The sequence below is a fragment of the uncultured Piscinibacter sp. genome (genome assembly GCF_937952055.1).
Taxonomy (GTDB): domain Bacteria; phylum Pseudomonadota; class Gammaproteobacteria; order Burkholderiales; family Burkholderiaceae_C; genus Piscinibacter.
The window spans coordinates 206558-228834 of the sequence record NZ_CALFYO010000033.1; the positions used below are offsets into that span (position 1 = coordinate 206558).

Here is a 22277-nt window from a genome sequence, read left to right on the forward strand (position 1 = left end):
TTGCGCCACGAGGGTGCGTCGCGGCTGCGGGCAGTCTGCAGTCGTCCGGTCATGGTCACCAAGGAGGTCCATCGTGAAGACAGCCGCCTACATCCTCAAGTCAAAGGCGAATCAGACCGTCCATACGATCACGCCCGAGGTCTCGGTCCTCGATGCGGTCAAGCTCATGGCGGACAAGAACATCGGCGCGCTCGTGGTGATGGCAGGCGCGAAGGTCGTCGGCCTCATCACCGAGCGCGACTACGCGCGCAAGATCGCACTCATGGCCCGGTCGTCCAGGGACACGCCGGTGCGCGACATCATGACTTCCGACGTGTTGTGCGTGGGCCCCGAACATACGACCGAGCAGTGCATGGCCTTGATGACCGAAAAGCAGGTCCGACATCTGCCGGTCATGAACGACGACAGGCTGCTGGGCCTCATTTCGATGGGCGACCTGGTCAAGGACATCATCTCGGAACAGCGATTCATCATCGAGCAGCTCGAGCGCTACATCACCGGCGATCGAGGCTGAACCGGTCGTCTCAGCCCGGTGTGCAGCCCCTGCATCGCGTGATGCCGGATGGCGGATGCCGGTGTGGTGTGATCGTGCCCGGCATTCGTCGACGTCAGCGGGTCCGTCGACGAAGAGACGTCTGCCCAGACCCGGACCTTACCGGCCGAGCCCCACGTGGATGGAGACCAGGCACGAATGCCGAAGCGGCTGCAGGTGGCGCCGGCGACAGCTCCGTATCGGGTCACGTCGGCGTGACAGTCGGGTGCTGGTGGGCCGCCGTCGGGCGCCGGATCACGCGAACCCTCAGACCGGTCGGGGCGGGATGGCTGCTTCGGGCCATCCGCTTCAGACGGATTCGGGCGGCTCGACACCTGGAAGCTCTCGCGCCGGCGGCGTCCGACCGGGGCGCGGTCAGCGGGTCGCGATCGGCGGCCGATGGCCGGTGCCTTGGCCGAGCCTGTCCGCGAAGGCCAGTACCTCCGCGGGAAAGGCCGACGCTGGCGCATCGGCATGGTTGTCGAGAACGGTGGCGCGCAACAGCCGGAGCAGCGTGTCGGCCTGCGGCCGGACTGGACCGGCGAAGCGCACCTGGCCGTCCGCCACGATGACGATGGTCGGGAAAGTCTCGACGTCGAAGCTGCCCACCAGCTCGGCGTCGTCCTCGATGTCGATCCAGTGCACCTGCAGCGGCACATCGTGGGTGCGGAATGCCTCCGTCGAAGCAGTCAACACGGCGGCGTACTCGTCGCACAGACGGCACCAGGCGGCGCAAAGACAGGCCACATGAATGTTTCGAGCCATGACGCGCTGCGGGGGCTGCCCGATTCCGGTTGGTGAAGGAAATCGCTCTGGAGCGAGTCGACGACTCGAGAGTTCCACCGGGCAAGATCCGGGTGGAAGAGCTCCACTGCCGCGGCGGCTTCCCAGTGGTCGAGCGCGGGGCCGCATGCCCAAGGCGCCGCCGATCACGGTGGGCATGGTGACGAGGGTCCAGCCGACCCGCGCCTTCACTCGGTGGAGATGCGGCGGCCACCCGGGCTTTTCAGAGAGCCGGGGGTCGTCGGCAACGGGGAAGCTCCACTCGTGGTCTTCCCCGGGGCAGGCATGGAACGACATTCGCGCACCAACGGCAGCGCGGCTTGCTGTCATGACTGCGAAGCACATCATCGTTCATGCGGTGACACAGAGGAGGAGCTTCAGGCGCGAGGCCCGCATCAGTGCCGCTGCGTCGACTCGGCGCCGGGATCGACGTCGACGGAGCGGGCAGGTTCGCTCACGCGGTAGCTTTCGCTGGCCCAGGCTCCGAAGTCGTGGTTCTTGCAGCGCTCGCTGCAGAAAGGCCGCCAGGCGTTGGCGGCGCCGTACTCGCTCGGCCCGCCACATGCAGGGCAGCGCACCGTGCGGGGCGTCGTCGGTGTGGTCATGCGCAGAGGGTCAACTCGAAGCTGGTGTCCTCGCTGCTCGGCTTGAGCCGGCCCTCGGCATCCTGGCGCATCAGGCGGATCGACACCAGCAGCCGATGCCCACTGATCTCGGGCACAAGTTCCAGCGATTCGGGCAGACGCATGCGCAGCAAGTGGTAGCTGCGGCCCTGCGGCAGACTCTGCTGGAACTGTCCGCCCGCGGCCATCACCTTGTGAGGCACGCCCGAGTCGCGCAGCAGTCCGAGCAGCACCGACAGAGCCTCCGCCAAGGGCATCAGCGAACTCGCCCAGTGCAACAGGTCGTTGCGCCGACGCTGTGCTTCCTGTTTCTGCCACGCGTAGTAGGCCGGCAGGTCGAACTCGCAGGTGCCGCCGGGAATGCTGATGCGGCTGCGGATGCTCATCAGCCACTCGTTGCCGGTCAGCACGGCACCGGCCTTGCCCGGAAGCTGGTTCAGGCCGTGGAAGGCGTGATCGACTCGGGCGAGCACCTGCTCGAGTGCAGACTCCGAGATCGACGGATTCCCGCGATAGCCGTTGAGCTGAACCTTCTGGCGCTCCAGGTCCTTGAGCAGATCGGACTTGAGGTCGGCGCGCGAGGCGACATCCATGATCTCGAAGATCGTTGCCAGCGCGAAGTGATGATCGACAGGAGCTTGGCGCTCGATCAACTGCCCGAGCCGGTCGAACAGGTGCTCGAGCCGCAGCATCGTGCGGATGCTCTCGTTGAAGGGGTATTCGTAGAGGATCAAGGTCGCTGATTCCGAGCCGCGGGGCGAGACCCTGCCGCCGGTTCATTGTTTCACAGGCCTGCGCACCACAGATCCCACAGAGCCCGAATCTCGCACGTCAGTTCCGCGCGCGCGATCCCGTCGTTGAAGATCACCGCATCGGCGCAGGCCCGCCGTGCGCGGCGAGGAGCCTGCTGGGCTATCACGGCTTCCACGGCCTCGCGCGTCCAGCCCGAACGGCTCATCACCCGTTCCGCCTGGACGGCCTCGCGGCAGTCGATCACGAGCACCTTGTCGACCTCTTCGCGCCAGCGGCCGGACTCGACGAGAAGCGGCACGTCGAACACGATCACTGGGGTACCTGCCGCATCGGCCCGGCGCGCGGTCTCCACACGAATCAACGGATGAAGAATGGCCTCCAGGCGCCGCCGCGCCGAGGGATCGGCAAAGGCGTGACTGCGCATGCGCGCACGATCCAGTGCGCCCGACGCATCGATGTACTCGGCGCCGAACTGCGCTGCGATGCTTGAGAGCGCCGCGCCGCCCGGCTGCGTCAAGCCGCGAGCGATCGCGTCGGTGTCGACGATCGCGGCACCGAGGGCAGCCAGTTCCTGTGCGACCGTGCTCTTGCCGCTGCCGATGCCGCCCGTCAGGCCGATGCGCAGTGGGTGGCGATGCATCATGGCCGTGGAGGGCTCAGGCCCAGCCGATCCAGCCCAGCACGCGCGTTGGCCCCGCCAGCATCACCGTCAGGCCGGCGCCGGCGAGGAAGGGTCCGAAGGGCACGTACTGCCCTTCGCGCAAAGCGCCTCCCAGCTTCATGGCGATACCCACCAGGGCGCCGATCAGCGAAGCAAGCAACACGATCGGCAGGATCATCTTCAATCCGAGCCAGGCGCCCAGCGCGCCCAGCAGCTTGAAGTCGCCGAAGCCCATGCCTTCCTTGCCGGTGGCCAGCTTGAAAAGCCAGTAGACGGACCAGAGCGACAGGTAGCCGGCGACCGTTCCCCACACGGCGTCGGACAAGGGCAGGGTCCAGCCGGCGGCACTGGCGACGAGTCCGGCCCACAACAGCGGCAGGGTCAGGTTGTCCGGCAGGAAGGTCGTGTCCCAGTCGATGCCGGCCAGAGCGATCAGCGCGGCCGCGAAGCCACACCACAACAATGCTACCGGCGACGCACCAACGTGCCATCCGATCAGCGCGAACACCACGGCGGTGAAGACCTCGACCAGCGGGTAGCGCGGCGAAATCGGGGTCTTGCAGGATGAGCACTTGCCACGCAGCCGCAGGTAGCCGAGCACGGGGATGTTCTCATGCCACCTGATCGCGTGCCCACACGACGGGCAACGCGAGCGCGGCTTCGACAGCGTGAGCGGTTCCTGTGCGTCGATGGTCACGCCGAGCAGATCCGCACTCTCGGCGCGCCACTCGCGCTCGAGCATGAGTGGCACACGGTGGATGACGACATTGAGGAAGCTGCCGATGCACAGGCCAAGCAGTGCCAGGGCAGGGGGCGAGAGAAGCCCCTGCAGAACTTGCGCGTCCATCGGGCGCGCGTCAGACCACCTGGCCCAGCTTGAAGATTGGCAGGTACATCGAGACCACGATGCCGCCGATGATCGTGCCAAGGATCACGATGATGAACGGCTCCATCAGGCTGGACAGGCCCTTGACCGCCTCATCGACCTCGTCCTCGTAGAACTCGGCCGCCTTGCCCAACATCTGGTCGAGTGCACCCGACTCCTCGCCGATCGCGCACATCTGGATCACCATGGTCGGGAACACGCCGGTGGTCTGCATCGAGGTGGTCAAGGCGGAGCCCGTGGAGACGTCCTTCTGGATCTGCTCCGTCGCTTCCAGGAACACCGCATTCCCGGACGCGCCACCGACGGAGTCCAAGGCCTCGACCAGCGGTACGCCAGCCGCGAACATCGTCGACAAGGTGCGCGTCCAGCGCGCCACGCAGGACTTGTTGACCAGATCACCGAATACCGGCACGCGCAGCAGCAGCCGGTCCATCGCCTTCTGCATGCGCGGAGAACGCTTCCACGACTCCATGAAGAAGTAGATGCCGCCGCCAATGACGCCGAAGATGAGATACCAGTACTTGACGAAGTACTCGGAGACGGCCATCACGAACAGCGTCGGGGCCGGCAGGTCAGCACCGAAGGAGGTGAACACATCCTTGAAGGCGGGAATCACGAAGATCATGATGATCGCCACGACGATGAATGCCACCACCAGCACCGCCACCGGATAGATCAGCGCCGACTTGATCTTGTTCTTCAGCGCCATCGTCTTTTCCTGGTAGATCGCCAGGCGATCCAGCAGCGCTTCGAGGATGCCGCCTGCCTCGCCCGCCTCGACGAGGTTGCAGTACAGCGCATCGAAATGCAGCGGATGCTTGCGGAAAGCGGACGAAAGGCTGGTGCCGGTCTCGACGTCGGAGCGGATTTCGGTGAGCAGTCGGGTGAGCTTCGGATTGGAGCTGCCGCGCGCAACGATGTCGAAGGACTGGATCAGGGGTACGCCGGCCTTCATCATCGTCGCCAGCTGGCGCGTGAAGACGGCGATGTCCTTCTGCTTGATCGCGCGGCCGCCGCTGAGGCGGCGCTTCTTGACCTTCGTGGTGAGGATGCCCTGGCGGCGCAGGCTCGCACTCACCATGGCTTCGCCGCCGGCGCGCATCTCGCCGCGCACGATCTTTCCGTTCTTGTCCTTGCCTTCCCACTCGAAGACGAGGTCCTTGATGTTCTTTGCCGCTACCGCAGTGGCCATAGTCGTTCCGAGAGGTCCCCCCCCCGCCCTTCGATTGACACCTTACTCGTTGGTCACCGAGATCACTTCTTCGAGCGTCGTCACGCCTGCCCGGACCTTGATGAGGCCTGACTGGCGAAGATCGCGCACACCCTCGCGCTGCGCTTGCGCCGCCAGATCCATGGCCGTGCCCTCCGCCAGGATCAGCCGCTGAATCTCTTCGGAGATCGGCATCACCTGATAGATGCCGACACGGCCCTTGTAGCCATTCGTGCAAGCCGAGCAGCCGACCGCGCGATACGGCCTCCAGCTGCCGTCGAGGTCGATCTCCTGGAAGCCCGCCTTGAGCATCGCCTCGCGCGGATAGTCGGCAGGTGACTTGCAGTTCTCGCAGAGTTTTCTGGCCAGACGCTGTGCGGTGATGAGCAGCACCGCCGAGGCGATGTTGAAGGGCGCCACACCCATGTTGAGCAAACGCGTCAGCGTTGTCGGCGCATCGTTCGTGTGCAGTGTCGACATCACCATGTGGCCCGTTTGCGCCGCCTTGATGGCAATGTCTGCGGTCTCCAGGTCGCGGATCTCGCCGACCATGATGATGTCCGGATCCTGTCGCAAGAATGACTTCAGCGCGACGGCGAAATTCAGCCCGGCCTTGTCGTTGACGTTGACCTGATTGATTCCGGGCAGGTTGATTTCCGCCGGATCCTCGACCGTCGCGATGTTGACGCCCGGCTGGTTGAGGATGTTCAGGCAGGTGTACAGGGATACCGTCTTGCCCGAACCGGTCGGGCCGGTGACGAGCACCATGCCATAGGGGCGAGCGATGGCCTTGAGCAGGCGATCTTTTTCGATCTTCTCGTAGCCCAGAGCCTCGATGCCAAGCTTCGCGCTCGACGGGTCGAGGATGCGGATCACGATCTTCTCGCCGAACAGCGTGGGCAGCGTGCTGACGCGGAAGTCGATCGCCTTGTTGCCGAACTTCAGCTTCATGCGTCCATCCTGCGGGACGCGCTTCTCGGCGATGTCCAGTCGAGAGATGACCTTGATGCGCGACGCCAGCTTGTCCTTGATCGCGATCGGCGGCTGGGTGATCTCGCGCAGTTCGCCGTCAATGCGGAAGCGGACGCGGTAGTGATATTCGTACGGTTCGAAGTGCAGGTCGGAAGCGCGCGCGTTGATCGCGTCGATCAGCATCTTCTGCAGGAAACGTACGACGGGCGCATCCTCGACGTCGGTCGAGGCCTCAGCCTCCTGCGGTGCCGTGACGTCGTCGGTGACATCAAACTCGAAATCGCCGGAAGACAGAGATTCCAGCGCCTCGTTGGCCGACGCGCCGGTGGCCTCGAGGAGCTTGGCCAGTTTGTCGTGCTCGACGATGACCCATTCCGGCGAGAGTTGCGTCGCGAACTTGATGCGCTCGACCGCCTCCTGGTCGGTCGGATCTGCACCGCCAATGAACAGGCGATTGCCGCGCTTGCCGAGCACCACCACCTGATACTGGAGTGCGAGCTTGGCGTCGACGACGTTCTTCGGCAGCTTTTGCAGGTCGATGGCGGCCAGGTCGAGCAGCGGAAGCGCCAGCGCCGAGGAGAGCGTGTGCGCCAGATCGGAGGGTGCCACGGCGCCGGACGCAATCACCGAGGAGATGAAACTGGACTTCTTCTCCCTGGCGCTCTTGACGAGCTCTTCCGCGGTCTTGGCATTCAGCCGGCCGGCATGCACCAGCACCCGGGCCACGCCGGAGAGGGCCGACTGGGGGGCTTCTGCCAATGTGTCCACGTTGGAGGGGTCGCCGCGAAAGTGAGTGGTAGCGGATCATGATCGCTGATCCGCTGGGCACTGTAAACGAGAGAAGCGGGCGCCGTAGCCAACAATTCCCGCCAGCGAGACGCGGAAGGTGCAACAAATTGAAGCACGCAGAAGCGGCGCGATGTCGATGGTCGGGGTGAGAGGATTCGAACCTCCGGCCTCTACGTCCCGAACGTAGCGCTCTACCAGGCTAAGCTACACCCCGATTCCGGTCGCAGTGGTCGAGAACACCGCCGTGGTCAACGCTCTACGACGAACGCTCCACCGACCGAGCACAGAATTCTAGCAGAGCTTCACGGTACTCCGACGCGGGCAACCGCGACAGTTGTGCGGCGGCCTGGGTCGCCTCCGCGCGCGCGGCAGCCCGGGTCGCGTCGATGGCGCCGGTGCGACTCACGATGTCCACGATGTCGGCCAGCCGCGCCACTTCGCCGTGCTCGATGGCATGGCGAATCAGCTGGCGCTCTTCCTCCGTGCCTCGCTCCATGGCCAGCAGCAGAGGCAGTGTCGGCTTGCCCTCGCGCAGGTCGTCACCGACGTTCTTGCCCAGTTGAGCCGTGCTGCCCTCGTAGTCGAGCAGGTCATCGACCAGCTGGAATGCTGTACCCAGGGAGCGGCCGAACGATGCGCAGGCCTCTTCGACCTCGCGCGGCGCTTCGGCGAGCACGGCGCCAAGCCGCGCGCTGGCCTCGAACAGCTTGGCTGTCTTGAAACGGATGACTCGCAGGTACTCGGAGACCGCGATGTCCGGGTCATGCATGTTCATCAGTTGGAGCACCTCGCCCTCCGCGATGACGTTGGTTGCATCGGCCAGGACCTCCAGCACACGCATGCGATTGACCGACACCATCATCTGGAAGGCGCGCGAGTAGACGAAGTCGCCCACCAGCACGCTGGCTGCGTTGCCGAACAGGGCATTTGCAGTCTGACGCCCCCGCCGCAGGGCCGATTCGTCCACGACGTCGTCGTGCAGCAGTGTGGCGGTGTGGATGAATTCGACGGTCGCCGCCAGCTCGTGCTGCTCCGACCCGTTGAATCCCAACGCCCTCGAAAACAGGATCACCAGCATCGGCCGTACGCGCTTGCCGCCAGCACCGATGATGTACTCGGAAATCTGATTGACCAGCGCCACGTCCGAAGCGAGCCGGCGCCGGATCACGGCGTCGACCTCCCGCATGTCGGTTGCAACCAGACTGGCGGCGCCCGTCGGCGTGATCGTGGAGGTCGTGGTGGAAGTCTGCACGTCGCGCTCGGATTGGTCGGCGAATTATAGAAAGCCGGGCCGGCGTGCCAACGCATGGCCGGAGACTGAAGGGAGCGTTGATGCTATACTGAAAGGCTCTTCGCGCTGCGGAGGGGCTCTGGCAGCTCAACGCCGGAGCGAACACGAGAAAGGGCTGATATGTACGCGGTCATAAAAACCGGCGGCAAGCAATACCGAGTTGCTGCTGGCGAAAAGATCAAGGTAGAACAGATTGCTGCGGACGTTGGCCAAGAGATCACGATCGACCAGGTGTTGGCAGTTGGAAACGGCGCCGATCTGAAGGTCGGGACTCCCTTGGTGGCGGGTGCCAGCGTGAGGGCCACGGTCGTGGCGCACGGCAAGCACGACAAGGTGCGCATTTTCAAGATGCGTCGCCGCAAGCACTATCAGAAGCATGGCGGGCACCGCCAGGCGTTCACGGAGTTGCAGATCGGCGCCGTCAACGCCTGATCGGGTAGCGACACACACCAAGGAGTCAGAACATGGCACAGAAAAAGGGCGGCGGCTCGACCCGAAACGGCCGTGACTCGAAGCCGAAGATGCTCGGCGTCAAGGTCTTCGGCGGGCAGAAGGTTCCGGCCGGCTCGATCATCGTGCGCCAGCGCGGCACCAAGTTCCATGCCGGCACGAACGTCGGCGTCGGCAAGGACCATACGTTGTTCGCGCTGGTTGACGGCGAAGTCAAGTTTGCTGTCAAGGGCCCGCTGAACCGCCACACGGTCAGCGTTGAAGGGGCCTGACCAGCCGGTCGTACCCGCGGCCTGCAACACGAAGCCCCGGCCATCCGGGGCTTCGTTGTTTGCGGGACTGCACTACCATCCCTTCAACGTGCAGACGCCAGCATGAAGTTCGTCGACGAAGCCACCATTGAGGTCGTTGCCGGCAATGGCGGCAATGGCTGCGCCAGCTTCCGCCGCGAGAAGTTCATTCCCTTCGGCGGACCGGACGGCGGGGACGGCGGTCGCGGTGGCAGCGTGTTCGCCGTGGGCGACCGCAACCTCAACACGCTGATCGACTTCCGCTACGCGAGGCGCCACGAGGCACGCAACGGCGAGAGCGGCCGCGGCTCCGACCAATACGGTGCGGCTGCCGACGACATCGTGTTGCGCATGCCGATGGGTACCATCATCACCGACCTGGACACGGGCGATGTGATCGCGGAACTCCTGGTGCCGGGCGAGAAGGTGTTGCTTGCCAAGGGCGGCGACGGGGGCTTCGGCAACTTACACTTCAAGAGCAGCACCAACCGGGCGCCGCGACAGAAGACCCCCGGCTGGCCTGGCGAGCACCGCAAGCTGCGGCTCGAACTGCGCGTGCTCGCAGACGTCGGACTGCTGGGCATGCCGAACGCCGGTAAGTCGACCTTGATCGCTGCCATCTCGAACGCCAAGCCGAAGATCGCCGACTACCCTTTCACGACGTTGCACCCGAATCTCGGTGTGGTCCGTGTCGGACCGGAGCAGAGCTTCGTGGTCGCGGACGTGCCGGGCCTGATCGAGGGCGCCGCCGAGGGCGCCGGGCTGGGGCACCTCTTCCTGCGTCACCTGCAGCGCACGCATCTGCTGTTGCATGTGGTGGACCTCGCGCCGTTCGACGACACGGTCGATCCGGTGGTGCAGGCCCGCGCGATCGTGGCCGAACTCAAGAAGTACGATCCCGCACTGCACGCCAAGCCGCGCTGGCTGGTGCTCAACAAACTCGACATGATCCCCGAAGAGGAGCGCGAGCGCCGCGTAGGCGAGTTCGTGCGCCGCTTCCGCTGGAAAGGGCCGGTGTTCCAGATCTCTGCCCTCACGCGCGGCGGTTGCGAGCCGCTGGTGCGCGCGGTGTACGAGCATGTGGCCAAGTTGCGCAATGTGACCCCCGAGGATCCGGATCCCCGCTTCGACGCCGTCGATGACGGCCGCGCACCGTGAGCCAGGCACTGACACTCGCGCGACGCATCGTCGTCAAGGTCGGCTCCAGCCTTGTCACCGACGAGGGCCGTGGTGTCGACGCGCGGGCGATCGGCCACTGGTGCCGACAGATGGCTGCACTGGCGCGCGAGGGCCGTGAGCTGGTGATGGTGTCCAGCGGCGCCATCGCCGAGGGCATGAAGCGTCTCGGTTGGGTCACGCGGCCGAAGGAGGTGCACGAACTCCAGGCCGCCGCCGCCGTCGGGCAGATGGGGTTGGCGCAGATCTACGAGTCGAAACTGCGGGAACAAGGCATGGGCAGTGCCCAGGTGCTGCTCACGCATGCCGATCTCGCCGACCGCGAGCGCTATCTCAACGCGCGCTCGACCTTGCTCACATTGCTCGGCCTGGGCGTGCTGCCGGTCATCAACGAGAACGACACCGTCGTCAACGACGAGATCAAATTCGGCGACAACGACACGCTCGGCGCCCTGGTGGCCAACCTGATCGACGCCGACGCGCTCGTCATCCTTACCGATCAGAAGGGTCTGTACACCGCCGATCCGCGCAAGGATCTGGCGGCAACTCTCGTGCACGAGGCGAGGGCCGGTGATCCCGAGCTCGAGCGCATGGCGGGTGGGGCGGGCTCCAGCCTCGGCCGCGGCGGCATGCTCACCAAGATTCTCGCGGCCAAGCGCGCCGCTGGCAGCGGCGCGAGCACGGTGATCGCCTGGGGGCGTGAACCCGATGTGCTGATCCGACTGGCGCATGGTGAATCGATCGGCACGGCACTGATCGCGGCGACGCCGAAGCAGGCGGCACGCAAGCAATGGATGGCCGACCATCTGCAACTGCGTGGCGCCGTGGTGGTCGATGCGGGTGCAGCAAAGAAGGTCTGCGAAGAAGGCAAGAGCCTGCTGCCGATCGGCGTGGTCGACGTGCACGGAGAGTTCCATCGCGGCGACGTCATCGCGGTGCGCGGGCCCGAAGGCGCGGAGATTGCCCGCGGCCTGGCCAACTACAGCAGCGCCGAAGCGCGCCTCATCTCTCGGCGGCCGTCGACCGACTTCGAGCGTCTGCTCGGCTACAGCGCCGAGCCGGAGATGATCCACCGCGACAACCTCGTGCTCGTCTGAACGCAGGTGCCGTGTTCAACCGCCCTCGGTCGCGGGCGGTAGGGCGTCGCCTTCGTCCGCGTGACCGTGCTCCTCGGCGCGGTGATGCGGGCGCAGTCCCGAGCGCAGGTAGCGGTTGTGGTGATGGGCGCGCGGCAGGAAGCGCGCGAGTTCGGTCAAGGCCATCTGATAGACATCGCGCTTGAAGTCGATGACCACCTCGAGCGGCACCCAGTATTCGTTCCAGCGCCAGGCATCGAACTCCGGGTGGTCGCTGGCGCGCAGATTCATGTCGCTGTCGCGGCCGGTGAGCTGGAGCAGGAACCAGATCTGCTTCTGGCCGCGATAGTGACCCCGCGCATCCCGGCGGATGTAGTGCTCGGGGACTTCATAGCGCAACCAGTCGCGCGTGCGCGCCACGATGCGTACATGCTCCGGCCTCAGCCCCACTTCCTCGTGGAGCTCGCGGTACATCGCCTGCTCAGGCGTCTCGCCGTGCTTGATGCCCCCTTGCGGGAACTGCCAGGAGTGGGTCCGTATGCGCTTGCCCCAGAAAACCTGGTTCTTGTGGTTGAGCAGGATGATGCCGACGTTGGGTCTGAACCCCTCACGGTCGAGCATAATCAACCCCGAATTCTGCTAGTTCAAATCATTATTGCATCGGCATGACGGGATTCAACCCCTTGGGTTTCCCGCATCCCCGCCCGATGTCTCCTCCATGAAAGCCACCCAGTTCTTCGTCTCCACCCTGAAGGAAGCGCCGGCGGATGCCGAGGTCATGAGCCACAAGCTGATGATGCGTGCCGGCATGATCAAACGCCTCGGTGCGGGCATCTACAGCTACATGCCCATGGGGCTGCGCGTGATCCGCAAGGTCGAGCAGATCATTCGCGAGGAGATGAATCGCGCCGGGGCCGTCGAGCTGCTGATGCCGGTGGTGCAGCCGGCCGAACTGTGGCAAGAGACGGGCCGCTTCGAGAAGATGGGCCCGGAGTTGCTGCGCGTGAAGGACCGTCACGAGCGCGACTTCATCATCCAGCCGACCTCGGAAGAGGTGATCACCGACATCGCGCGCCAGGAGCTGCGCAGTTACCGCTCGCTGCCGAAGAACTTCTATCACATCCAGACGAAGTTCCGCGATGAGCGGCGCCCTCGATTCGGCGTGATGCGAGGGCGCGAGTTCACGATGAAGGATGCGTACTCGTTCGACCGCGACGTCGAATCGGCAGGGCGCAGCTACGAGCAGATGTATGCCGCCTACGTGCGCATCTTCGAGCGGCTCGGCCTGACCTTCCGCGCCGTCGCCGCCGACACGGGTGCGATCGGCGGCGATCGCTCGCACGAGTTCCAGGTCATCGCCGAGACCGGCGAGGACGCGATCGTCTACTGCCCCGACTCCGACTACGCCGCCAACATCGAACTGGCCGAGGCCCTTGCGCCCAAGTCGCCGCGTGGCGCTGCGTCACAGCCGCTGCGCAAGACGCCGACGCCGGGCAAAGCCACCTGCGAAGATGTCGCGACGCTGCTCGGACTGCCGCTGCAACACACGGTGAAGTCGCTGGTGCTTGCCACCGACGAGCACAGCGCTGCCGGCGACGTGGTGCGAACGACCGTCTGGCTGCTGCTCGTGCGCGGCGACCACCAGCTCAACGAGGTGAAGGTCGGCAAGCTGCACGGCCTGAACCATGGCTTTCGCTTCGCCACTGCGGCAGAAATCGAGAGCCACTTCGGCTGCAAACCGGGCTACCTGGGGCCGATCGGCACGGTGTTACCGGTGAAGGTGGTGGCCGATCGCACCGTCGCGGCGATGAGCGACTTCGTCTGCGGCGCCAATGCTGCCGACTACCATTACACGGGCGTGAACTGGGGCCGCGACCTGCCCGAACCCGATGTCGTGGCCGACATTCGCAACGTCGTCGAGGGTGAGCCTTCGCCCGATGGCAAGGGCACGCTGGCCATCCAGCGCGGCATCGAGGTCGGCCACGTATTCTTCCTCGGCACGAAGTACAGCCTGGCGATGAACGCGACTTACCTGGACGAGAACGGCAAGCCGCAGCTGATGCAGATGGGCTGCTACGGCATCGGCGTGACGCGCATCCTCGGCGCGGCGATCGAGCAGGGCCACGACGAGCGTGGCATCGTCTGGCCGGACGCCATGGCGCCGTTCACCGTGGTGATCTGCCCGATCGGCTACGACCGCAGCGCCGACGTGCGGGCGGCGGCCGATCGACTGCATGCCGAACTCGATGATCTCGGTGTCGACGCGATGCTCGACGATCGCGGCGAGCGGCCCGGCGCGATGTTCGCCGACTGGGAACTGGTCGGCATCCCGCATCGCGTCGTCATCTCGGATCGCGGCCTGAAGGATGGCAAGGTCGAGTACCAGGGGCGCCGCGACACGCAGGCCGAAGCCCTGGCGGTGAGCGACGTGCTCGCCCACCTGAAGGGGGTGCTGAACCGATGACTGGCATGCGCTCCCCCGCCGGGAGCGCGCGGCGCCGGCTGTTGCTCGCCGCGATGTTGGCGCCGGCGTCCGCCCTCGTGTCTCGGCATGCCCAAGCCGGAGCGCAGGTCGAGGAGCCGCTGGCCGACTCGGTGCGCGGAGCGCTCTCCGCCGCGATCGGCAACAGTGCGCCGCCGAAGCCGTCGTTCGACAGCACGGAGGCGCGCCTCGCCTACCTGCGCTGGCTGGGGGCGATGAGCACGCGGCTGCAGCGGCGCAAGGCAGAGCACATCACGCGTGTCGAGTTTCTCGAGGCCACTTGGTACGAGAGCAAGCGTGCTGGCCTCGAGCCGGCGCTGGTGCTCGGCCTCGTGCAGGTGGAGAGCGGCTTTCGCAAGTACGCCATCAGCTCGGCCGGTGCCCGCGGCTACATGCAGGTGATGCCGTTCTGGGCGCGCTTGATCGGTGACGGCGATCCTTCCCGCCTCTTCCACATGCAGACCAACCTTCGCTTCGGCTGCGTGATCCTGCGGCACTACCTCGATGTCGAGCGGGGCGACCTGTTCATGGCCCTGGGCCGCTACAACGGCAGTCGCGGCCGGGCCGAGTATCCCAGGGCGGTGCTCGGCGCGCGCAAGGCCTGGCTGCACCCCGACGGTTAAGTCAGTCCGGGGAGAGGCCGGCCCAGGACTTCGGCGCCGCCTGGCCCACGCCGATCAGCGTCAGTACGCGCTCCACCGTTTCATCGATCAGCTCGTCGATCGTCTGCGGTCGGTGGTAGAAGGCCGGCAGCGGCGGGAAGACCACCGCGCCCATCTCGGTGGCAGCGCTCATGTTGCGCAGATGCGCCAGATTGAGCGGCGTCTCGCGCACCATCAGCACGAGGCGGCGGCGTTCCTTCAGCGTGACGTCGGCTGCACGTGTCAGCAGGTTGTCCGACAGTCCGTGGGCGATGGCCGCGAGAGACTTCATCGAGCAAGGGGCGACGACCATGGCGTCGGTCGCGAAGGAGCCGCTCGCAATGGCCGCGCCGACATCGCCCGGTGCATAGGCCACGTCGGCCAGCGACTCGAGCGAGCGGCGATCGATGCCCAGTTCGTGGTGGACGTTGAGCACGCCCGCCGGACTGGCGACGAGATGGGTCTCCCGCTGCGTCTCACGCAGCCGCCGCAGCAAGCGCACGGCGTACACGGCTCCCGTCGCACCGGTGATGCCGACGACGACGCGCCGGGCAGTGGTCATGCGTTGAGCAGCGGCTGCAGCTCACCCGACTCGTACATTTCCATCATGATGTCCGAGCCGCCGACGAATTCGCCGTTGACGTAGAGCTGCGGAATGGTCGGCCAATTGGCGTATTCCTTGATGCCCTGACGAACCTCGTCGTCCTCGAGGACGTTGACGGTCTTCAGGTCCTGCACGCCGCAGGCTTTCAGGATCTGCACTGCGCGGCCGGAGAAGCCGCACATCGGAAACTGGGCGGTGCCCTTCATGAAGAGCACCACATGGTGGTTCTTGACGATCTGGTCGATGCGGGTCTGGACGTCGCTCATGGTCTTGGTCAGGCTGTGTTCGGACAGAGCCCGAGGTTATACGGCATGCGCCCTCCCCGCGGCCACGGCCGGCCCGAGAGTCCCCGCGGCGCAGCGAGGTTCAGAAGGCGTAGGAGGCGCCGACCTGCAGCACAGGCGTCAGACGCAGCTCGCGAACGAGGTCGTCGAGGCCTTGGCTGCCACCCGCTCGGCCGAGCCGCACGGAGTTGCCTGCACCGATCGCCATCAGTCCGAAGTCGGCGCTGAAGCTCCAGCCGCCGCGCCCCGCCAGCCCGCTGTAGCCGATGCCCAGGTAGGGCAGCGCCGATTGTTCATCGCGCGTGTCGCCGAGCAGACTCGACGCGAGACTCGGCGCCCCCAGGGCGCCGCCCGGCTGTCCGGCCCACAGAGTCGACCGCGGCCCCACCACGAGGCCGCTGGTGGCACGCAGCACGCTGGCACTCCCGTCATCCGCCAGTGAGCGTCGGAACAGATAGTCGCCCATCAGGCTCAAGCTTCGAGGCTTCAGTCCCTGTTGGGTGTTGTCGCCGAAAGCCGCGCGCCACGGCGGCGCGGGTTGACTCACGGCCAGCCTTGCCTGCCAGCGCGACCAGGGCAGGCTGTCTGCGCTCAGGACCAGTCCATCACCTTGGTCGGACCGTGCACTGAGCGGTAGCGCGGCCACAAGAACGGCAGTGAGTACCCACTTGGTAGTCTGCATGGCAAGCTCCCCGTGAACCGAGATTCATGCTACGCCCGACTCGGCGGCTTGTGTGCCCTGCGACCCCCCCGCCCGTGGTGGTGTCGCTATTTCCGCCAAGAAACCACGTTCAGGACGATGTTGCACCCCGACACGCCGCGGCGGGCAGATCGAGGCAGCCACCGCTGCAGCGCGCCCGACCCGCCAGATCGTGCCGGGTGTTGACCCGTGAGAAGCCTCGGACGTGGAGGAGCGATCGCACGGCATCCGCCTGGTCGAAGCCATGCTCCAGCAGCAACCAGGCGCGGGGCTGCAGGTGGGCGGCCGCACCGGCGACGATCTGGCGCAGCGACTCGAGGCCGGTCTCGCCGGGTGTCAGTGCGGCGCGTGGCTCAGCATGGAGCGCGGCGAGATGCGGGTCGCCCGCAGCGATGTAGGGCGGATTGGACAGGGCCAGGTGGACCCGGAGTCCGGGCACCGCGTCCCACCACGAGCCGCACGCCGTGTCGATGGGCAGGCCCAGACTGGCGGCGTTCGCGCGCGCCACCTCGAGCGCCTCGGGACTGGCATCCGTGGCCGTCACATGCGCCGTCGGACAGGCCCGGCTCACCGCCAGCGCGATCGCTCCGCTGCCGGTGCCCAGATCGACGACCTCGGGGCGCTCGGTGTCCGACAGCTCTCCGCGCAGCAGCTCGATCGCCCAGTCCGCCAGCACCTCGGTGTCCGGCCGAGGCACCAGCACACGTTCGTCGACCTGCAGCGACAGCCCGTGGAACTCCTTGCCGCCGACGATGTAGGCGAACGGCTCGCCTGCCGCTCGGCGTGCGACCAACTGCTCGAAGCGGGCTGCCTGTTCGCTAGCGATGTCCCGGTCGTCGTGGGCAAGCAGCCAGGCGCGATTGCAGCCGAGCACATGGGCGAGCAGCAGCTGGGCATCGAGCCGCTCGAGGCCTCGGGCCCGCGCCGCTGCCAGAACGTCGCGCAGTGTGCTCACGGGCTGACTTCCAGGGCGGCAAGCTGCTCTGCCGCGCGAGCGGCCTGGAGCGCATCGATGACCTCGTCGAGGTCGCCGTCAACGATCGCCTGCAGCCGATACAGCGTCAGGTTGATGCGGTGGTCGGTGAGCCGGCCCTGCGGAAAGTTGTAGGTCCGGATGCGGTCGCTGCGGTCGCCGCTGCCGATCAGGCCCTTGCGCGTCGCGGCTTCCCTGGCGGCGCGTTCGCTGCGCTCCTTGTCACGCAGCCTCGCCTGCAGCACCGCCATCGCCTTGGCCTTGTTGCGGTGCTGCGAGCGGTCATCCTGGCACTCGGCCACCAGGCCGGTCGGCAGGTGGGTGATGCGGATCGCGCTGTCGGTCTTGTTGACGTGCTGTCCGCCGGCGCCACTGGCCCGGAAGGTGTCGATGCGCAGGTCCGCCGGATTCAAGGTGATCTCCTCGGCTTCGTCGGGTTCGGGCAGCACGGCCACTGTGCAGGCGCTGGTGTGGATGCGTCCCTGCGCCTCGGTGGCCGGCACGCGCTGCACGCGGTGGCCGCCGGACTCGAACCTGAGCCGTCCATAGACGCCATCCCCCTCGATGCGAATCACGACCTCCTTGTAGCCGCCGAGCTCGCTGGCGTTCTCCGACATCAGCTCGGTGCGCCAGCCGTGGCGCTCCGCATGGCGCAGGTACATGCGGGCGAGGTCGCCGGCGAACAGGGCGGACTCGTCGCCACCGGTGCCGGCGCGGATCTCGACGAAGACATTGCGTGCGTCGTCCGGATCGCGCGGCAGCAGAGCGGTCTGCAGTTCGGCGTGCAGCCGCTCGATGTCGCCGCGCGCCGAAGCCATCTCCTCCGCGGCCAGCGCCGCCATCTCGGGGTCGGCAAGCAGTTCCTGCGCGGTGGCGAGGTCGCGCTCGCGCTGCTCGTAGTGGCGGAAGCGCTCGATCAACGACGAGGCCTCCGCATGCTCCCGGGTCAGTTCGCGGAAGCGCTTCATGTCCGCGGCAACGTGGGGGTCGGCCAGCGTGGTGTCGAGCTCGTGCAGGCGCAGCGCGAGGCGTTCGAACTGCTGGCGGAGGGACTCTTTCATCGACGACGGCTGAGGCGGGGAGGGCGGCGCATGCGGCGCCGGCAGGATGAGCCGGCGTGGCGCCGGCAGTGTCTCAGCGCGCCGCTAACGCGGCTCGTCCGCCGGGTCGCGCGGGTTCTGGCGCAGGAACAGCTTCGAGACGGTGTGCGCGAGCTGGCTGCGATGTGCCGGGTCGGCGGCATGCAATTCGGCCATCGTGCCGTGCAGCATCTTCTGCGTCAGGCCGCGCGTGAGCGCTTCCAGCACCGCATCGACATCCTCGCCGCGGGCGAGCATCTTGCGGGCACGCGCGATCTCCGCGTGCCGCCAGTCGTCTGCCTGCTGGTGCAGCGCCTTGATCAACGGCACCGCCTCGCGCTGCCCCAGCCAGTGCTCGAAGCCCTGCACGCCGGTCTCGATGATCGCCTCGGCCTGCTCGACCGCGGCCTGGCGCTTCTCGCCCGCCGTCTGCACGAGGGCCGACAGGTCGTCGACCGTGTAGAGGTAGACGTCCGACAGCCGAGCCACTTCGGGCTCGATGTCGCGCGGTACGGCCAGGTCCACCATGAACATCGGGCGCCGCCTGCGCGACTTGATGGCGCGTTCCACCGCGCCCAGACCGATGATCGGCAACGTGCTCGCCGTGCAGGACACGACAATGTCGAACTCGGCCAGCCGGGCTGGCAGGTCGGACAGGCGCAACGCCTCGGCGCCGAAGCGGCCAGCAAGCTTCTCGCCGCGCTCCAGCGTGCGGTTGGCCACCGCCAGAGCCTTCGGCATGCGCGCGGCGAAGTGCGTGGCGACGAGCTCGATCATCTCGCCGGCGCCAACGAACAGCACCTTGGTGTCGCGCAGGTCCTCGAACAACTGCGATGCGAGGCGAACGGCGGCGGCGGCCATGCTGATCGAATGCGCGCCGATCTCGGTCGAGGTGCGCACCTCCTTCGCCACGGCGAAACTGCGCTGGAACATCTGGTGCAGTGTCGTGCCCAAAGTGCCGGCGGAGTCGGCTTCGCGCACCGCCTGCTTCATCTGGCCGAGGATCTGCGGTTCGCCGAGCACCATCGAATCCAGCCCGCTGGCCACGCGGAAGGCATGGCGCGCCGCGTCGCTGCCCTCGAAGACATACGAGTGCTGGCGCAGCGTCTGCCTGTCCACGCCACCCAGATTGGCCAGCCAGTCCATCGACGGCGCCAGCAGCGACGGGCTCGCCCCGACGTAGACCTCGGTCCGGTTGCAGGTGGAGACGATTGCCACCTCGCCGGACTTCTGCAGGCGCTCGCGAAACGCACGCAGCGTCGGAGCGATCTGCTCGGGCGAGAACGCGAACCGCCCGCGCAGATCGACCGGCGCGGTGGTGTGGTTCAAGCCAAGGGCGAAGACGCTCATGGTCAGATTATAAAATTCGATCCCCGACGGCCTGCATCATGCCGATCGTCAATCCCCCGGGCTTGACCGGAGTCAAGGCCCACGTCATCTTCCCAATTTCCCCGTGCGCTGGCGAATGGGTCCCCTCGACGCCCTCTGGCATCTGCTGAACTTCTTTGCCCCCGCGCTGGGAGTGGGCCTGATCACCGCCGCGATGGCGCGGATGGTGTGGCCCCGCGAGCTGCGTCCGCTCGGCTTGCGCCGGCTCGCAGCCTGGGCCTGTGGCGGCTGTACGGTGGGGCTGATCGCGGCGCTGGTCGTCTTCGGACGCGACGGCAAGATGGGCGGCTATGCCCTGATGCTGGCGAGCGGCTCGCTGGCCTTGTGGTGGGCCGGCCTGCGCGGCGCCCGCAGCTGAGCGCGCCTCAGGCCGCAACGTCCTCGCGCCGCGGCACCTCGGCGCGCAGCGAGTGTGGATAGGCCTGCGTGATGCGTACGTCCACCATCTGGCCGATCAGTCGGCTGGCACCCTCGAAGTTGACGATGCGATTGCACTCGGTGCGACCCATCAACTCGTCCGGGTCCTTGCGCGATGGGCCCTCGACGAGGATGCGCTGCATCGTGCCGACGCGCGACTGGCCGATGCGGCGGGCGTTCGCCTCGATCGCCGCCTGCAACTGCTGCAGCCGCTGCAGCTTGACCGCCTGCGGCGTGTCGTCCGGCAGGTTCGCGGCCGGCGTGCCGGGGCGCGCGCTGTAGACGAAGCTGAAGCTGCTGTCGAAGCCGATGTCCTCGATCAGCTTCATCGTGCGGGCGTGGTCGTCCTCGGTCTCGCCGGGGAAGCCGACGATGAAGTCGCTCGACAGGCTGATGCCCGGCCGCACCGCACGCAGCTTGCGGATGGTGCTCTTGTATTCCATCGCCGTGTAGCCGCGCTTCATGGCCATCAGGATGCGGTCGCTGCCGTGCTGAACCGGAAGGTGCAGGTGGCTCACCAGCTTGGGCACCGTGCCATACACGTCGATCAGCCGCTGCGTGAACTCGTTCGGGTGGCTGGTCGTGTAACGGATCCGCTCGATGCCGGGAATCTCGGCCACGTATTCGATCAGCAGCGCGAAGTCGGCGATTTCGCCCGTGTCACCCATCGCGCCGCGGTAGGCGTTGACGTTCTGCCCCAGCAGCGTCACCTCCTTCACGCCGAGGTCCGCGAGGCCGGCGACCTCGGTGAGCACGTCGTCGAAGGGGCGCGAGACCTCTTCGCCGCGCGTGTAGGGCACGACGCAGTAGCTGCAGTACTTGGAACAGCCTTCCATGATCGACACGAAGGCGCTCGCGCCTTCCTTGCGCGGCGGCGGCAGGTGGTCGAACTTCTCGATTTCGGGGAAGCTGATGTCGACCTGCGGCCGCCGCTGCCGCGTCCGCTGCGCCAGCAGTTCCGGCAGGCGGTGCAGAGTCTGCGGGCCGAACACCACGTCGACGTAAGGGGCGCGCTCGATGATCGCCGCGCCCTCCTGGCTGGCGACGCAGCCGCCCACGCCGATCAGCACGCCCTTGGCCTTGAGGTGCTTGATCCGTCCGAGGTCGCTGAACACCTTCTCCTGCGCCTTCTCGCGCACCGAACAGGTGTTGAAGAGGATGAGGTCGGCTTCGTCGACGTTGCCAGTCAGCTCGTAGCCTTCGGCCGCCTGGAGCACGTCGACCATCTTGTCGGAGTCGTACTCGTTCATCTGGCAGCCGAAGGTCTTGACGAAGACCTTCCTGCCCGGGGTGCCCGTCATGGCGCGCTCCTTCAGGGCTTGGCCCACGCCTGCGCGACGGGGTCGAAGGCCCAGGTCTGCGCCTCGCGCACCGTGCTCGGCCAGGGCTTCTTGGCGGCCTCCGCCGCGGTCAGGATCCAGACATCGCGAAGGTAGCCTTGCGTGTCGACCGTGTAGTGCACGAGCAGCTTCTGGCCCGCCAGCGACGCCGACATCTTGATCAGGTTGTCGGGCCCAAAAATGCGCGCGCTGGCCGACAGACGTGCCGGCTGGCCATTCAGGGCGACCTCCGGTGCCTGCAGAACCTGGAAGCTGCCGCGCAATGCGCTCGGCGGGAACTTGCGCAACGACTGCGCGGCCGCGGGACTGGCCCACAGCAGGGCCGCCAGCAGGGCGATGAAACAGCGGTACATGGTGTGGATCCAGTGGCTGCCGGGGAGCGGGTGAGCGGCGCCGTTCTCGGACAAGGGGCTCGCGCCGGGCGAGAACCGTCCCAGGGCGACCGTGGTGCGGCGGCGGAAGCGTTCGAGAGCGACAGGAGGCAAAGTGTACCTGCGTGCCAGGCGACGATCACTTCCCGCTGCGTTACGACCCGGCTACCCGTGAGGGCGGCATGGCACCCGCGAGTGCGGAAGCGGCGGGTCGACACGGTGCTCCTCGACCCGCCCCTCGCCGCGGGCGATGACGGTGGCGATGAGGCGCTCGGTGGCGACGATGCGGTCCGCGAGCCTGTCGATTCGCTGTGTCGGCCACGGACGTGCGCCGTAGGCCACAGACAGCTCGTGCCGCAGGCGAAGGTAGCGCTGCATCAGCAGAGTCAATCTCATCGCCAAGTTCTCCCTTGTCGGCGGCGATTGTCGAGAACGGAGGGTGCTGGCGGCGTTCGGCTCCCTCGGACTCGGGGCCCACGATCCAGGGGGCGCCATACGGTGGCCG

At 66.7% G+C, this 22277-nt stretch carries 26 protein-coding genes and 1 tRNA gene; 8 read left to right on the forward strand and 19 right to left on the reverse strand.

Annotated elements, in window-relative coordinates:
• The first annotated feature begins 73 nt into the window (after positions 1–73).
• A complete protein-coding gene (locus tag Q0599_RS24980) occupies positions 74–514 on the forward strand; it encodes a CBS domain-containing protein (protein ID WP_298835431.1) in 441 nt (146 codons plus the stop codon).
• 393 nt (positions 515–907) lie between these two features.
• Here the strand turns inward: Q0599_RS24980 and Q0599_RS24985 are convergent, their stop codons facing one another.
• The 9 genes from Q0599_RS24985 to ispB all read right to left on the reverse strand — a co-directional run bounded on the left by Q0599_RS24985 (position 908) and on the right by ispB (position 8434).
• On the reverse strand, positions 908–1297 hold the full coding sequence (locus tag Q0599_RS24985; RefSeq protein WP_298835433.1) for a thioredoxin family protein: 390 nt from the start codon (positions 1295–1297) through the stop codon (positions 908–910).
• Positions 1298–1710: 413 nt separating this feature from the next.
• Entirely contained in the window at positions 1711–1920 is a 210-nt protein-coding gene (locus tag Q0599_RS24990) for a DNA gyrase inhibitor YacG (RefSeq protein WP_298835435.1), read from the reverse strand.
• Entirely contained in the window at positions 1917–2672 is a 756-nt protein-coding gene (gene zapD / locus Q0599_RS24995; protein ID WP_298835437.1) for a cell division protein ZapD, read from the reverse strand. The genes Q0599_RS24990 and zapD overlap by 4 nt, the downstream gene beginning before the upstream one ends.
• A 50-nt stretch (positions 2673–2722) precedes the next feature.
• Positions 2723–3334 (reverse strand): dephospho-CoA kinase, encoded by a 612-nt coding sequence (coaE, locus tag Q0599_RS25000; RefSeq protein ID WP_298835438.1) that lies wholly within the window; start codon positions 3332–3334, stop codon positions 2723–2725.
• Positions 3335–3347: 13 nt separating this feature from the next.
• Positions 3348–4199, reverse strand: a complete 852-nt coding sequence (locus Q0599_RS25005; protein WP_298835440.1) for an A24 family peptidase — start codon at positions 4197–4199, stop codon at positions 3348–3350.
• Between the two features lie 10 nt (positions 4200–4209).
• Entirely contained in the window at positions 4210–5430 is a 1221-nt protein-coding gene (locus tag Q0599_RS25010; RefSeq protein WP_298835442.1) for a type II secretion system F family protein, read from the reverse strand.
• A gap of 42 nt (positions 5431–5472) precedes the next feature.
• Complete coding sequence (pilB, locus tag Q0599_RS25015) at positions 5473–7188, reverse strand: type IV-A pilus assembly ATPase PilB (RefSeq protein WP_298835444.1); 1716 nt, start codon at positions 7186–7188, stop codon at positions 5473–5475.
• 158 nt (positions 7189–7346) lie between these two features.
• Positions 7347–7423: transfer RNA gene (locus Q0599_RS25020), tRNA-Pro, on the reverse strand.
• A gap of 42 nt (positions 7424–7465) precedes the next feature.
• A complete protein-coding gene (gene ispB / locus Q0599_RS25025) occupies positions 7466–8434 on the reverse strand; it encodes an octaprenyl diphosphate synthase (protein WP_298835506.1) in 969 nt (322 codons plus the stop codon).
• A gap of 186 nt (positions 8435–8620) precedes the next feature.
• Here ispB and rplU point away from each other — a divergent pair, with 186 nt between their 5' ends.
• The 4 genes from rplU (at position 8621) to proB (ending at position 11513) form a co-directional block, all read left to right on the forward strand.
• Positions 8621–8932 (forward strand): 50S ribosomal protein L21, encoded by a 312-nt coding sequence (gene rplU, locus Q0599_RS25030; RefSeq protein WP_298835446.1) that lies wholly within the window; start codon positions 8621–8623, stop codon positions 8930–8932.
• A gap of 32 nt (positions 8933–8964) precedes the next feature.
• Positions 8965–9222 (forward strand): 50S ribosomal protein L27, encoded by a 258-nt coding sequence (gene rpmA, locus Q0599_RS25035; RefSeq protein WP_298835448.1) that lies wholly within the window; start codon positions 8965–8967, stop codon positions 9220–9222.
• A gap of 102 nt (positions 9223–9324) precedes the next feature.
• A complete protein-coding gene (gene cgtA / locus Q0599_RS25040; RefSeq protein WP_298835450.1) occupies positions 9325–10398 on the forward strand; it encodes an Obg family GTPase CgtA in 1074 nt (357 codons plus the stop codon).
• Positions 10395–11513 carry a glutamate 5-kinase gene (gene proB / locus Q0599_RS25045; RefSeq protein WP_298835452.1) on the forward strand — a complete coding sequence of 373 codons (1119 nt, stop codon included), beginning with the start codon at positions 10395–10397 and terminating at the stop codon, positions 11511–11513. The genes cgtA and proB overlap by 4 nt, the downstream gene beginning before the upstream one ends.
• A gap of 15 nt (positions 11514–11528) precedes the next feature.
• Here proB and Q0599_RS25050 read toward each other — a convergent pair whose 3' ends face one another.
• Positions 11529–12113 carry an RNA pyrophosphohydrolase gene (locus Q0599_RS25050; protein WP_298835508.1) on the reverse strand — a complete coding sequence of 195 codons (585 nt, stop codon included), beginning with the start codon at positions 12111–12113 and terminating at the stop codon, positions 11529–11531.
• A gap of 97 nt (positions 12114–12210) precedes the next feature.
• On the opposite strand from Q0599_RS25050, the gene Q0599_RS25055 reads away from it, so the two are divergent.
• A complete protein-coding gene (locus tag Q0599_RS25055) occupies positions 12211–13956 on the forward strand; it encodes a proline--tRNA ligase (protein ID WP_298835454.1) in 1746 nt (581 codons plus the stop codon).
• A gap of 53 nt (positions 13957–14009) precedes the next feature.
• Positions 14010–14597: a lytic transglycosylase domain-containing protein gene (locus Q0599_RS25060; protein WP_298835510.1), complete on the forward strand. Its 588-nt coding sequence runs from the start codon at positions 14010–14012 to the stop codon at positions 14595–14597.
• 1 nt (position 14598) lies between these two features.
• Here Q0599_RS25060 and Q0599_RS25065 read toward each other — a convergent pair whose 3' ends face one another.
• From Q0599_RS25065 to hemA, 6 genes are all read right to left on the reverse strand, one after another.
• The gene (locus tag Q0599_RS25065; RefSeq protein ID WP_298835455.1) at positions 14599–15177 is read right to left on the reverse strand and encodes a UbiX family flavin prenyltransferase; all 579 of its coding nucleotides are present in this window, start codon (positions 15175–15177) and stop codon (positions 14599–14601) included.
• A complete protein-coding gene (grxD, locus tag Q0599_RS25070) occupies positions 15174–15485 on the reverse strand; it encodes a Grx4 family monothiol glutaredoxin (protein ID WP_298835457.1) in 312 nt (103 codons plus the stop codon). The genes Q0599_RS25065 and grxD overlap by 4 nt, the downstream gene beginning before the upstream one ends.
• A 100-nt stretch (positions 15486–15585) precedes the next feature.
• On the reverse strand, positions 15586–15978 hold the full coding sequence (locus Q0599_RS25075) for a hypothetical protein (RefSeq protein ID WP_298835459.1): 393 nt from the start codon (positions 15976–15978) through the stop codon (positions 15586–15588).
• A 316-nt stretch (positions 15979–16294) separates the two neighbouring features.
• A complete protein-coding gene (prmC, locus tag Q0599_RS25080) occupies positions 16295–17158 on the reverse strand; it encodes a peptide chain release factor N(5)-glutamine methyltransferase (protein WP_298835461.1) in 864 nt (287 codons plus the stop codon).
• Positions 17155–18237 carry a peptide chain release factor 1 gene (gene prfA, locus Q0599_RS25085; protein ID WP_298835463.1) on the reverse strand — a complete coding sequence of 361 codons (1083 nt, stop codon included), beginning with the start codon at positions 18235–18237 and terminating at the stop codon, positions 17155–17157. The genes prmC and prfA overlap by 4 nt, the downstream gene beginning before the upstream one ends.
• 84 nt (positions 18238–18321) lie before the next feature.
• On the reverse strand, positions 18322–19605 hold the full coding sequence (hemA, locus tag Q0599_RS25090; protein ID WP_298835465.1) for a glutamyl-tRNA reductase: 1284 nt from the start codon (positions 19603–19605) through the stop codon (positions 18322–18324).
• A gap of 103 nt (positions 19606–19708) precedes the next feature.
• On the opposite strand from hemA, the gene Q0599_RS25095 reads away from it, so the two are divergent.
• A complete protein-coding gene (locus tag Q0599_RS25095) occupies positions 19709–20002 on the forward strand; it encodes a hypothetical protein (protein ID WP_298835467.1) in 294 nt (97 codons plus the stop codon).
• 7 nt (positions 20003–20009) lie between these two features.
• Here the strand turns inward: Q0599_RS25095 and miaB are convergent, their stop codons facing one another.
• The 3 genes from miaB to Q0599_RS25110 all read right to left on the reverse strand — a co-directional run bounded on the left by miaB (position 20010) and on the right by Q0599_RS25110 (position 22168).
• Complete coding sequence (miaB, locus tag Q0599_RS25100) at positions 20010–21362, reverse strand: tRNA (N6-isopentenyl adenosine(37)-C2)-methylthiotransferase MiaB (RefSeq protein WP_298835469.1); 1353 nt, start codon at positions 21360–21362, stop codon at positions 20010–20012.
• A gap of 11 nt (positions 21363–21373) precedes the next feature.
• Positions 21374–21754 carry a hypothetical protein gene (locus Q0599_RS25105; RefSeq protein WP_298835471.1) on the reverse strand — a complete coding sequence of 127 codons (381 nt, stop codon included), beginning with the start codon at positions 21752–21754 and terminating at the stop codon, positions 21374–21376.
• 183 nt (positions 21755–21937) lie between these two features.
• A complete protein-coding gene (locus tag Q0599_RS25110) occupies positions 21938–22168 on the reverse strand; it encodes a hypothetical protein (protein ID WP_298835473.1) in 231 nt (76 codons plus the stop codon).
• Positions 22169–22277: the final 109 nt, after the last annotated feature.

Excerpts from the sequence above, each read along its gene's own strand:
- Q0599_RS25005 (WP_298835440.1), bottom strand. The coding sequence starts at position 4,199 with ATGGACGCGCAAGTTCTGCAGGGGCTTCTCTCGCCCCCTGCCCTGGCA.
- miaB (WP_298835469.1), bottom strand. The coding sequence starts at position 21,362 with ATGACGGGCACCCCGGGCAGGAAGGTCTTCGTCAAGACCTTCGGCTGC.
- hemA (WP_298835465.1), bottom strand. The coding sequence starts at position 19,605 with ATGAGCGTCTTCGCCCTTGGCTTGAACCACACCACCGCGCCGGTCGAT.
- grxD (WP_298835457.1), bottom strand. The coding sequence starts at position 15,485 with ATGAGCGACGTCCAGACCCGCATCGACCAGATCGTCAAGAACCACCAT.
- Q0599_RS24985 (WP_298835433.1), bottom strand. The coding sequence starts at position 1,297 with ATGGCTCGAAACATTCATGTGGCCTGTCTTTGCGCCGCCTGGTGCCGT.
- Q0599_RS25065 (WP_298835455.1), bottom strand. The coding sequence starts at position 15,177 with ATGACCACTGCCCGGCGCGTCGTCGTCGGCATCACCGGTGCGACGGGA.
- coaE (WP_298835438.1), bottom strand. The coding sequence starts at position 3,334 with ATGATGCATCGCCACCCACTGCGCATCGGCCTGACGGGCGGCATCGGC.
- rplU (WP_298835446.1), top strand. The coding sequence starts at position 8,621 with ATGTACGCGGTCATAAAAACCGGCGGCAAGCAATACCGAGTTGCTGCT.
- Q0599_RS25105 (WP_298835471.1), bottom strand. The coding sequence starts at position 21,754 with ATGTACCGCTGTTTCATCGCCCTGCTGGCGGCCCTGCTGTGGGCCAGT.
- prfA (WP_298835463.1), bottom strand. The coding sequence starts at position 18,237 with ATGAAAGAGTCCCTCCGCCAGCAGTTCGAACGCCTCGCGCTGCGCCTG.
- Q0599_RS25050 (WP_298835508.1), bottom strand. The coding sequence starts at position 12,113 with ATGCTCGACCGTGAGGGGTTCAGACCCAACGTCGGCATCATCCTGCTC.
- Q0599_RS24990 (WP_298835435.1), bottom strand. The coding sequence starts at position 1,920 with ATGACCACACCGACGACGCCCCGCACGGTGCGCTGCCCTGCATGTGGC.
- Q0599_RS25060 (WP_298835510.1), top strand. The coding sequence starts at position 14,010 with ATGTTGGCGCCGGCGTCCGCCCTCGTGTCTCGGCATGCCCAAGCCGGA.
- Q0599_RS25110 (WP_298835473.1), bottom strand. The coding sequence starts at position 22,168 with ATGAGATTGACTCTGCTGATGCAGCGCTACCTTCGCCTGCGGCACGAG.
- Q0599_RS25055 (WP_298835454.1), top strand. The coding sequence starts at position 12,211 with ATGAAAGCCACCCAGTTCTTCGTCTCCACCCTGAAGGAAGCGCCGGCG.
- cgtA (WP_298835450.1), top strand. The coding sequence starts at position 9,325 with ATGAAGTTCGTCGACGAAGCCACCATTGAGGTCGTTGCCGGCAATGGC.
- Q0599_RS25010 (WP_298835442.1), bottom strand. The coding sequence starts at position 5,430 with ATGGCCACTGCGGTAGCGGCAAAGAACATCAAGGACCTCGTCTTCGAG.
- rpmA (WP_298835448.1), top strand. The coding sequence starts at position 8,965 with ATGGCACAGAAAAAGGGCGGCGGCTCGACCCGAAACGGCCGTGACTCG.